Below are 11,252 nucleotides of genomic sequence, written 5' to 3' on the forward strand. Positions count from 1 at the left end.
CAATCATTAAAACCAGCGAAATTTGCTCAATTAATGGAAGAATTAAAACCAATCGCAAAAGCTGTTAATAAAGAAATTTAGGGTGATGAAAATGGAAATGATCGTTAATTTAAAGGAACATAGTTATCCTATTTATATTGAAAAAAACATTTTAAAAAAAGCAAATGAAAAAATTAAAACAGTATTTAAAGGAAAGAAAATAATGATCATTTCTGATGATCAGGTTTATCCTTTATATGGTGAAGCACTCACAAACAATCTAGCATCTGATTATACAGTAGGACATGTTGTGGTAGAACACGGAGAACAATCAAAACGATTTGATATGCTTCCTATGTTATATAAAGCTTGTTTAGATTTTAAATTAACTCGTACTGATTTAATTATTGCTTTAGGTGGTGGTGTTATTGGTGATATGGCTGGCTTTGTAGCAAGCAGTTATTTAAGAGGGGTACAGCTTGTACAAATTCCAACTTCACTTTTAGCACAAGTTGATAGTTCTGTAGGAGGAAAGGTAGCTGTTGATTTACCAGATGGTAAAAACTTAGTTGGGGCATTTTATCATCCATCAATGGTTTTAATTGATCCTACTACTTTAAAAACTTTATCGCCACATTTTATTAATGATGGAATGGGTGAAGTCATTAAATATGGATGTATTAAAGATAAAAACTTATTTGATAAATTGAATCAATATCATGGCTTTGATGAACTTTATGAATCAATTGATGATATTATTTATACATGTGTTGATATTAAAAGAGATGTTGTAGAAAAAGATCAATTTGATTTTGGTGATCGTTTATTATTAAACTTTGGTCATACTTATGGTCATGCTATAGAACAATATTATCATTATAAAAAATATTCTCATGGTGAAGCTGTGGCTATGGGAATGTATCAAATTACAAAGTTAAGTGAAACACAAGGTATGACACAAAGTCATACGAGTGATCAAATTAAAGAAATTCTAGAAAAATATCATCTTCCTTATCAATGCAACGTAGTAACTCAAGATTTAATGAAAGCTATTGCTTTAGATAAGAAAAACATAAATAATTCTTTATCACTTGTATTATTAAAAGAAATAGGGCATAGTTTTGTTTATAAAACAAATCAAGAATTTTTATTAAAAAAAGAAAGGGTATAAAATGAGTCAAATAAAATTAAATCCTACAAAATTAAAAGGACAAGTTTCTGTTCCGCCATCAAAATCTTTAGCTCATCGTGCGATTATTGCTGCAAGTTTATCAAATGGTCAATCACGTATTGATAATATTGAATATTCCCAAGATATTAAGGCCACTATTAAAGCAATGGAAGCATTAGGTACGAGAATCGAACAATATGATGATTATTTAATCATTGATGGTAAAAGTACATTTTCTAAAAATAATACTATGCCTGGTGTAGAAATAGATTGTGAAGAATCAGGATCAACATTACGTTTTATGGTGCCTATTTCTATTGCTAAAGAAAATAAGGTACGTTTTATCGGTAGAGGGAATTTAGGTAAAAGACCACTAGATACTTTCTATGAAATATTTGAAAGACAAAATATAGGATATTTATATCGAGAAAATGTTTTAGATTTAAATATTGTAGGAACATTAAAACCTGATTTATATCGTATCCCCGGACATATTTCTTCACAGTTTATTACTGGATTGCTTTTTGCTTTACCTTTACTTTCTAGTGATTCTATTATTGAAATAACGACACCTTTAGAAAGCAAAGGATATATTGATTTAACATTAGATGTTTTAAAATTATATGGAATAGAAATTATTAATCACAATTATAAGCAGTTTATTGTACGAGGAAGACAAGAATATCAAGCAAGAGATTATCGTGTGGAAGCTGATTTTTCACAGGCTGCATTTTATTTAGTTGCAGGAGCTTTAAATAATGATGTGACTTTAATGGATTTAAATTTAAATTCATTACAAGGAGATAAAGCAACAATAGATTTTTTACAAGCTATGAACTGTACTTTAGAAAAGAAAAATGGTGGTATTCAAGTTGTAAGTCATGGCTTGCAACATACTGTAGTTGATGCAAGTCAATGTCCTGATGTGATTCCGGTTGTGACATTAGCTTTAGCACTATCAAAAGGTCATAGTGAAGTTATTAATGCATCACGCTTACGTATTAAAGAATGTGATCGTTTATCCGCTACAGTATTAGAACTTAATAAACTAGGTGCTAAAGTGATTGAACATGAAAGTTCAATGGAAATCGAAGGTGTTGATTATTTAACAGGGGGTGCAGTTTCATCGCATGATGATCATCGTATGGCGATGATGTTAGCTATCGCATCAACTGTTTGTAAAGAACCTATGGTCATAGATAATAAAGAATGTGTAAAAAAATCATATCCAAGTTTTTGGGAAGATTTTGCAGCGTTAGGAGGGAAAATAGATGCCAGCGACATATAGAAACAATATAGAACTTACTTTATTTGGAGAATCACATGGTAAAGCAATTGGTATTACTATTGGTAACCTTCCTAGTGGAATCCAATTAGACTACGATGAAATCAAAAAAGATATGAAACGACGTGCTCCAGGACTTAATAAAATGTCTACAGCGAGAAAAGAAGCCGATGAAGTTGATATTATTAGTGGTGTTCAAGATGGTATCACAACGGGTGCACCACTAACAGGATTAATTTATAATAGTGATCAACATTCAAAAGACTACTCACTATTAAAATCTCATATGCGTCCTGGACATAGTGACTATCCTGCTTATGTAAAATATCATGGATTTAATGATGTAAGAGGGGGCGGACATTTTTCAGGAAGACTTACAGCGCCAATTGTTTTTGCAGGGGCCATTGCAAAACAAATTTTAAAACAAAAAGGAATTAATGTAGGTGCCCATATTTTAGCTATTAAAGATATTCATGATGATTCGTTTCAACACCCTATAACTACAGAAACTTTAGATTTATTAAGCCAACAAACATATCCTACTTTAAATCAAGAAGTATTTAAAGAAATGGAAAAGATCATTGAAGAGGCAAGATTAAATCAAAATTCTGTAGGTGGAAAGATTGAATGTGCTATTGTAGGTATGCCTGCAGGAATTGGACAACCTTTCTTTGATTCAGTTGAAAGTCATTTATCTCAATTATTATTCTCTATTCCTGCGGTAAAAGGAGTTAGTTTTGGAGATGAACATATTAGTGAATTAGATGGTTTACAAGCTAATGATTGTTATTACTATGATGAAAAAGGAAATGTAAAAACAAAATCTAATCATAATGGTGGTATTACTGGTGGAATTACGAATGGTATGCCGATTACTTTTACTGTTGCTATTAAACCAACCCCATCCATTGCTCAAAAACAAGATACAATTAATGTTCAAACAAAAGAAAATACAACAATTGAAGTACATGGTCGTCATGATCCATGCATTGTACAACGTGCAGTTGTCGTAGTTGAAGCTATGGCTGCTTTATGTATGTTAGATTTTATTAGATAATGAAAGATTTAAATACATGTCGTCAAGAGATTGACGCTATTGACACACAAATTATGAAATTGTTTGAACAAAGAATGAAAGTATCAAAAAATGTTATTGAGTATAAATTAGCCCATGATATGGAAATATTTCAACCCGAAAGAGAAAAGGCAGTCATCGAAAAAAATGTTCAAAGAATGGAAAGTGAAGAATTAAAGACTTATGGGGCTGCTTTTATTCAAGATGTGATGGATATTAGTAAATCATACCAAGCTGAATTTATTCCTACTCAGGATTTATATCATCCTTTACCTCATAAAAATGAAAATATTGTAGTAGGATATCAGGGTGTACCAGGTGCTTTTGGTCATCAAGCTATGCTTCAATATTTTGGTGAAGTTGATAATAAAAATTACCCCCTTTTTGAAGATGTTTATAAAGCCATTGTTAATCATGAAATTGATTATGGTATTGTTCCATTAGAAAACTCTTCAACTGGAGCTATTAATGATAATTACGATTTAGTAAGAAATTATAATTTGTATATTGTAGGAGAATACAATTTATCAATTAGTCAACATTTATTGGGAATCAAAGGTGCCCAACTTGAAGATTTAAAAGAAGTTTACTCACATCCTCAAGGATTACATCAATGTTCTCACTTTTTAGCTAAGCATCCTCAAATAATTCAAAAGAATTATACAAATACAGCTGCCAGTGCTAAATATATTAGTCAGCTTCAAGATAAAACAAAGGGAGCTATTGCTTCTTTACAGGCAGCTCAACTTTATAACTTAGATGTGATTCAAGAAGATATTCATAATTCTTCAATGAATCATACTCGTTTTATTGTTATTGGACGTCATTTAGAAGATAGTCCTCATGCTAATGTTTGTAGTATAGTTTTTACTTTACAACATAAAGTAGGGGCACTCTATAGTGTATTAAAAGCAGTTAAGGATCATCAAATTAACCTATCAAGAATTGAATCAAGACCTATCGTAGATAAAAATTGGCAATATTATTTCTATATTGATTTAGAAGGAAGTATTCATGATCAAAATGTAAAAATGATGCTTCAAGAAATGAAAACACATTGTCTAACAATGAGAGTATTAGGAAATTATCAACAAGCAAAATGAAAAATATAGTATTAATAGGAATGATGGGTTGCGGCAAAACCACAATATCTCAATTGTTAGGTGAAAAATTAAAACGAGAAGTTATTGATATTGATCAATATTTGATTGAAAAACATGGATGCAGTATTAGTGATATGATGTCTATATCAGAAGATCATTTTAGAGATTTAGAACAAGAAGCATGTTTAGAATTATCTAAAAAAGAAGGTGTTATTATTTCTACTGGTGGGGGTGTCATTAAACGTCAAGAAAATATAGATGCACTCAAGAAAAATGGAATAATTATTTATTTGGATCGTCCAATTCAAAATATTTTAACAGATATAGATACTCAATCTCGACCATTATTAAAAGATGGTCCGGAAAAACTTTATCAATTAGATAAAGAAAGAAGACAATTATATATGAATGCTTGTGATATTCATATTATTAATGACCAATCATTAGAGATGATTGTCAATCTTATTATTTCTAAAGTAGGATAACATTGTTATCCTACTTTTATGTTATAATAAAAATCAGGTGATATTATGAAATTAGAATTAGTAGAATATGTACATACAGGTTTACCAAAGGGATGGAAACCTTATTATATTTATCATATTTTAGTTGGTAGTCAATGTGTAGGAACTATCGTTTTAAGAGAGGGAACATTGCAAGAAAGATATTATGATGGTCATATTGGCTATACTATTGAAAAACCTTATCAAGGACATCATTATAGTTTACAGGCTTGTTTTTTAATCTTTGAAAAAGCTAAAGAATTGAATATGAAACAGCTTATTATTACTTGTTCACCGGAAAATAGGGCAAGTCATCATATTATTCAACATTTACCAGCACGGTATATAGAAACAGTTAGTATTCCCAAACAATTAAAAAAATATTTTACTAAAGAGGAAACACATAAGGAAGTTTATCTTATTCAATTGGAGGAAGTATGAAATTTATTCACATTTCAGATATACATTTAGGAAAAATTATTTATCAAAAAAATTTATTACCATTACAAATTGATTTATTAAAGCAAGTCATTGATTATTTAGTTACTCATGAAATTGATGTTTTAGTTATTGCTGGTGATATTTATGATCGTGCTATTTCAAGTAATGAAAGTATTGAAACACTTGATTGGTTTTTAAACAGTTTAATAAATAAGCATCACAAAAAAGTACTCATGATTTCAGGTAATCATGATAGTAATGAACGATTGAATTTTGTAAGTAAATTATTAGAAAAACAAGGGTTATATATTGTTGCTTTTCCTGAAAAAAAGATCAAACCAATCGTTATTGATGATGTCAATTTTTATCTTGTTCCTTATTTTAAACCTACTTATATTGCTTATTTATACCAGCATGAGTCTTTTGTAAGTTATCAAGAGGCATTTGAATACTACCTAAGTAAGCAAGATATTGATTATACAAAAACTAATGTACTTGTTACGCATCAGTTTATTGCCGGAAATAAAGAGGTAATTAAAAGTGATAGTGAGGTTATTTTAAGTGTTGGGGGAAGTGAAATCATTGATGTAGAGTCAGTAAGTCAGTTTGACTATGTGGCATTAGGACATTTACATGCCTGCCAAAAAATCAAATATGATTATGTAAGGTATGCTGGAAGCTTAATGAAATATTCTTTTGATGAAGTAAATCAAAAGAAGGGAATGCTAGAAGTAGAAATTGAAGATAAAAAGGTACAATGTAAGATGATTCCTTTAAAGCCACAAATAGATTTGATTAAGGTGAAAGGATATTTTAAAGATTTATTAGAAAATGAGATTAATAATCAAGATTATGTTTCAGTAGATTTATCAGATACATCATTAATTCCTCACGCTAATGAAAGATTAAAAAATGTATATCATCATATTTTACAGTTAACATATCCTTATTTAAACCAACATTCATCAAGTAATCAAACAAAAGCAAATCAAGGATTTGAACAAAAAGGACCGTTAGAAATATTGGAAGAGTTTTATTTAAAAATGAAGGGAGAAGCAATGGATTTACAAACCGTTAATTTAGTGAAAGACTTAATTGAGGAGGAAACACAAAGTGATACCTAAGTTATTGACGATATCTGCATTTGGACCTTATGCTAATTGTACTCAAATGGATTTTTCTTCATTTGACCAAGATGGTTTATTTTTGATTACTGGGCCTACAGGAAGTGGGAAAACCATGATTTTTGATGCTATTACATTTGCTTTGTACGGTCAAAGTAGTGGTGGTGTAAGAGAGAAAGATTCTTTTCGTTGTGATCATGCCAGTCCCGATGCTTTAACCTATGTAGAACTTGAATTTTTATTACATCAACAAAGTTATGTCATAAAACGCTCTCCCAAATATTTTGTTCCTGGGAAAAAGACGCCTAAACAACCTAAAGCATTGCTTACATTACCTGATGGAAAAATGATTGAAGGGACCAAAGAAGTCAATAATAAAATCATTCAATTATTGGGTGTTGATGATAAACAATTCAAACAAATTGTGATGATTGCTCAAGGTGAATTTACAAAACTTATTTTTTCTTCAAGTGATGACCGTGAAAAAGTATTACGAGATTTATTTCACACTGAAATCTATCAGGAATTGGAAGAAAAGCTAAAACAAAAAGTAAAAGATTATCAAGTTAAATATAATCAGTTGTTTCAAAGAAAAGATGGACTAAAAAAAGAAATGGAATGTCAAAATGAGGATTACAAGGCTTATCTTGATCATTTACATCAATTATGTATAGTGGAAGAAAAAAAATATGATGAAAAAAATGAAAATTATCAAAAGCAGTCGCAACTTTTACAAGTACAAACATTAAATAATCAAAGGATTGAACAATACCAAAAAACTAAAGAAAAATACTTAGAATTAAAAAAGCAAGAAAAAACTTATCATCAATTAAAAGAGAAGGTTGATCAACTTAATCAAGTACAAGAAATTCAAGTTATTTATCATCAACAACAACAATTAAAAAATCAATACCTTCATTCTAAAGAAGAATTAGAAAAACTTATTTCTAAGCAAAAACAAAAGCATAAAGAATTTCGTGATATTGATTTGCTGTATCAACAATTACCACAACAAGAACAACTTAAGTTACAATTACAACAACAGGAAAATCACTTACTTGAAAAAATCACGCAATTAAACCAATACCAAGTAGATTTCAAACAAAAAGAAAGTTATCTTCAACGATTAAAAGAATTAAATACAAATAAACAAGATTTTATTTCTAAACAAGAAAAGATAGAAAAAAGATTAGATAAAGATTATGAAACAATTCAAAGTGAAGAACGTTTAAAATTAGAATTGAAAAACCTACAAGAATCTTATCAAACGATACATGATAAAAAGATTAAACTACATCGTCTATCAGATGAATATGATCATTTAAATCAAGAATATGATCAAAAAAGTGATATTGAGGAACAATATTTATCTTTAGAAAAAGATTTAAATAACCAAAAACATAAATTAGAATTAGATAATCAATATTATCGTTATCATCAAGCAGGTATTCTAGCTAAAGATTTAAATGACAATCAACCTTGCCCGGTTTGTGGATCTTTGCATCATCCGCACTTAGCCAAAATTGATGATCATTTCATAACAAATGAACAATTAGATAAACAAACGCAACTTGTTGAACAGTTAACAGAACAATATAATGAATGTTATCGTCAACTTTTATTAAAAAAACAACTGATTGAAACAACACAAAAACAACTTGGAAGAATGTGCCAAGAATTACAAATTCAAGAAGAATTAAGTAAAGAAACTTTTATTAAAGAATTAAGTATATTGTTACAAGAAGAAAAGGGAATGAAACAAGCTTATCAAGAAATGGATAATCAATTAAAGTACATTCAAAAATTAAAGATAAGTGTCAATAAAAGTGAAGATGATTTAAAAGGTATATTGCAGACACTAGAGCATTTAAATCAAAATATTCAAGAATTAGAAAAACAAGTTAATTATATTGAAGGAAGACTTGATAAACAATATGCTTCTTTATCTTTAAATCAACTACAAGAAGATCTTCAAGGAATAAGGCAACAATTACAATCATTGAATAAAAAAATAAAGCAAACAGAGATGCAATATCATCAATTAAAAGAACTAAGTGTTTCTATAGATTCACAAATACAGCTTCATACTAAACAAATAAATCATACAGAAAGTCAGTTTAATATAATTCATGAACAATATTTAGAAGCTTTAAAACATTTTGGTTTAGAAGAACACTTCTTATCTTTACTCAATGAAGTAGATAAAAAAGAAGAATATAACGAGGTCTATCAACAATATCAAATTCAATTATTATCTTTAAAAAAACAAGTTGACCAGTTATCAAAAGAAGTTTCCAACATTCAATATGTAGACTTAAATAACCAAAAAGTGTATGTTAATCAATTAAAAGAAGAATGTCTTCTCCAACAAAAAACTTTAGAAAATAATAAAATGAATTATATGATGAATAAAAGTAGGGTTGATGAAATCAATCGAATTGATGAAAAAATAGAAAAAGAGGCTCGTGACTATCAAAGATACTTAGATTTAGCTGAATTAACAAGTGGGAAAAATCAATCTAGAGTTTCACTAGAACGCTATGTTTTAGCAGCTTATTTTGAAAATGTCTTGATGTATGCCAATAAAATCATGGAACGTTTATCACAAGGTCGTTATCAACTTTTAAGAAGAGATTATGCAAGTAAAGGTAGAAGTCAACAAGGACTTGAACTGGATGTGTTAGATTTAGAAAGTGGAATGAGTCGAGATGTTAAAACTCTTTCAGGAGGAGAATCATTTAAAGCAGCGTTATCTTTAGCTTTAGGTTTGTCACAAATGATACAAAATTATGCCGGAGGTATTGAATTAAAAACATTATTTATTGATGAAGGATTTGGTACATTAGATAGTCAATCTTTAGATCAAGCGATTAATTGTTTGATTGATATTCAACAAGATGACAAATTGATAGGTATCATTTCTCACGTAGGTGAATTACAAGATCGTATAGATCATGGAATCATCGTCACGCGTAAAGATAAAGAAAGTAAGATTACGATAAGATAATCTTGTTTCTTTATCTTTTCTATAGTAAAATATTAAAGACATTTTTAGGAGGAAATAATATGGCAAATAATAAGAAAAATGAAGCAATTACTGCTATGGAAGATGATTTTGCTCAATGGTATACAGATGTATGTCGTAAAGCAGAATTAATGGATTATAGTAGTGTTAAAGGATTTATTATTTATAGACCATATAGTTATGCAATGTGGGAACAAATTCAAAACTATATGGATAGAAGATTTAAAGAGACAGGACATGAAAATGTATATATGCCGCTTGTGATTCCTCAATCATTATTACAAAAAGAAGCAGATCACGTTGAAGGATTTGCACCTGAATGTGCTGTTGTAACAAAAGGCGGATTAGATGATTTAGAAGAAAATCTTGTTATTCGACCTACAAGTGAAACTTTATTTTGTGAACATTATGCAAAAATTGTTAATTCATATCGTGATTTACCAAAATTATATAATCAATGGTGTTCAGTAGTAAGATGGGAAAAGACAACAAGACCATTTTTACGTGGGGCTGAATTTTTATGGCAAGAAGGACATACAATTCATTCTACTGAAGAAGAAGCAAGAAAAGAAACTTTACAAATGTTAGGTATTTATGAAGAAACATGTAAAGAATTATTAGCAATTCCAATGATTACAGGACGTAAAACTGAAAAAGAAAAATTTGCAGGTGCTGAAGAAACATACACTATCGAAGCATTAATGCATGATGGAAAAGCTTTACAATCAGGAACATCTCATTACTTTGGTCAAGGTTTTGCTAAAGCATTTGATGTCAAATTTTTAAATAAAGAAAATAAATTAGAATATGTCTATCAAACATCATGGGGAGCATCAACACGTTTATTAGGTGCTATTATCATGGTGCATGGAGATAATAATGGTTTAGTATTACCACCACGTGTTGCGCCAATTCAAGTGATGATTGTACCGGTTATGCAACATAAAGAAGGTGTTCTAGATAAAGCATATGAAATTGAACAACAATTAAAAGCAGCGGGTATTCGTGTTAAAGTAGATGCCAGTGATAAAACACCAGGATATAAGTTTGCTGATGCAGAAATGCGAGGAATTCCATTACGTTTAGAAATTGGTCCTAAAGATATTCAAAATAATCAATGTGTTCTAGCAAGACGTGTTGATGGAACAAAAGAAAAATATGCTTTGGATGAAAATTTAGCCCAAACAATTAAGAATTTAATGGATGAAATCCATGAACAAATGTATAACAAAGCATTAGCCTTTAGAGATGCTAATACACATACTGCTCATGATTATGATGAATTTAAAGACATCTTAGAAAATAAAGGTGGTTATATTCGTATGATGTGGTGTGGTGATGAAGCTTGTGAATTAAAGATTAAAGAAGATACAGGAGCAACATCACGTTGTATTAAAGATGAAGAACCATTTGGTGATGTTTGTCCAATTTGTGGTAAACCAGCCAAGAAAGTTGTTTATTTTGCAAAAGCTTATTAAGAAGAGTGTAACTCTTCTTTCAGATTGTTGACAAACCTATACCTTTACATAAAGATATAGGTTTTTTA

General features: G+C 29.5%; 9 protein-coding genes. All 9 read left to right on the forward strand.

Annotated elements, in window-relative coordinates:
• Window positions 1-91 precede the first annotated feature (91 nt).
• From aroB to proS, 9 genes are read left to right on the forward strand one after another with little or no spacing between them, the layout of a single operon-like run.
• The gene (gene aroB / locus DW911_RS10595; RefSeq protein WP_118434173.1) at window positions 92-1,150 is read left to right on the forward strand and encodes a 3-dehydroquinate synthase; all 1,059 of its coding nucleotides are present in this window, start codon (window positions 92-94) and stop codon (window positions 1,148-1,150) included.
• A gap of 1 nt (window position 1,151) precedes the next feature.
• The gene (gene aroA / locus DW911_RS10600; protein WP_118434172.1) at window positions 1,152-2,438 is read left to right on the forward strand and encodes a 3-phosphoshikimate 1-carboxyvinyltransferase; all 1,287 of its coding nucleotides are present in this window, start codon (window positions 1,152-1,154) and stop codon (window positions 2,436-2,438) included.
• Window positions 2,422-3,492 (forward strand): chorismate synthase, encoded by a 1,071-nt coding sequence (aroC, locus tag DW911_RS10605; protein ID WP_118434171.1) that lies wholly within the window; start codon window positions 2,422-2,424, stop codon window positions 3,490-3,492. Before aroA ends, aroC begins: the two co-directional genes overlap by 17 nt.
• A complete protein-coding gene (pheA, locus tag DW911_RS10610) occupies window positions 3,492-4,613 on the forward strand; it encodes a prephenate dehydratase (protein WP_118434170.1) in 1,122 nt (373 codons plus the stop codon). Before aroC ends, pheA begins: the two co-directional genes overlap by 1 nt.
• Window positions 4,610-5,098: a shikimate kinase gene (locus tag DW911_RS10615; RefSeq protein WP_118434169.1), complete on the forward strand. Its 489-nt coding sequence runs from the start codon at window positions 4,610-4,612 to the stop codon at window positions 5,096-5,098. Before pheA ends, DW911_RS10615 begins: the two co-directional genes overlap by 4 nt.
• Window positions 5,099-5,143: 45 nt before the next feature.
• The gene (locus tag DW911_RS10620) at window positions 5,144-5,557 is read left to right on the forward strand and encodes a GNAT family N-acetyltransferase (protein ID WP_118434168.1); all 414 of its coding nucleotides are present in this window, start codon (window positions 5,144-5,146) and stop codon (window positions 5,555-5,557) included.
• A complete protein-coding gene (locus DW911_RS10625; protein ID WP_118434167.1) occupies window positions 5,554-6,681 on the forward strand; it encodes an exonuclease SbcCD subunit D in 1,128 nt (375 codons plus the stop codon). Before DW911_RS10620 ends, DW911_RS10625 begins: the two co-directional genes overlap by 4 nt.
• Window positions 6,671-9,688, forward strand: coding sequence for an AAA family ATPase (locus tag DW911_RS10630; RefSeq protein WP_118607806.1), 3,018 nt, complete (start codon window positions 6,671-6,673; stop codon window positions 9,686-9,688). Before DW911_RS10625 ends, DW911_RS10630 begins: the two co-directional genes overlap by 11 nt.
• Window positions 9,689-9,747: 59 nt before the next feature.
• Window positions 9,748-11,184: a proline--tRNA ligase gene (proS, locus tag DW911_RS10635; protein WP_118434165.1), complete on the forward strand. Its 1,437-nt coding sequence runs from the start codon at window positions 9,748-9,750 to the stop codon at window positions 11,182-11,184.
• The last annotated feature ends 68 nt before the right edge of the window (window positions 11,185-11,252 follow it).

This window comes from Erysipelatoclostridium sp. AM42-17 (genome assembly GCF_003480255.1).
Classification (GTDB): domain Bacteria; phylum Bacillota_I; class Bacilli_A; order Erysipelotrichales; family Coprobacillaceae; genus Faecalibacillus.

Bases quoted from the DNA above. Each gene is read 5' to 3' on its own strand.
- aroB (WP_118434173.1), top strand. From the start codon at position 92: ATGGAAATGATCGTTAATTTAAAGGAACATAGTTATCCTATTTATATT.
- aroA (WP_118434172.1), top strand. From the start codon at position 1,152: ATGAGTCAAATAAAATTAAATCCTACAAAATTAAAAGGACAAGTTTCT.
- aroC (WP_118434171.1), top strand. From the start codon at position 2,422: ATGCCAGCGACATATAGAAACAATATAGAACTTACTTTATTTGGAGAA.
- pheA (WP_118434170.1), top strand. From the start codon at position 3,492: ATGAAAGATTTAAATACATGTCGTCAAGAGATTGACGCTATTGACACA.
- DW911_RS10615 (WP_118434169.1), top strand. From the start codon at position 4,610: ATGAAAAATATAGTATTAATAGGAATGATGGGTTGCGGCAAAACCACA.
- DW911_RS10620 (WP_118434168.1), top strand. From the start codon at position 5,144: ATGAAATTAGAATTAGTAGAATATGTACATACAGGTTTACCAAAGGGA.
- DW911_RS10625 (WP_118434167.1), top strand. From the start codon at position 5,554: ATGAAATTTATTCACATTTCAGATATACATTTAGGAAAAATTATTTAT.
- proS (WP_118434165.1), top strand. From the start codon at position 9,748: ATGGCAAATAATAAGAAAAATGAAGCAATTACTGCTATGGAAGATGAT.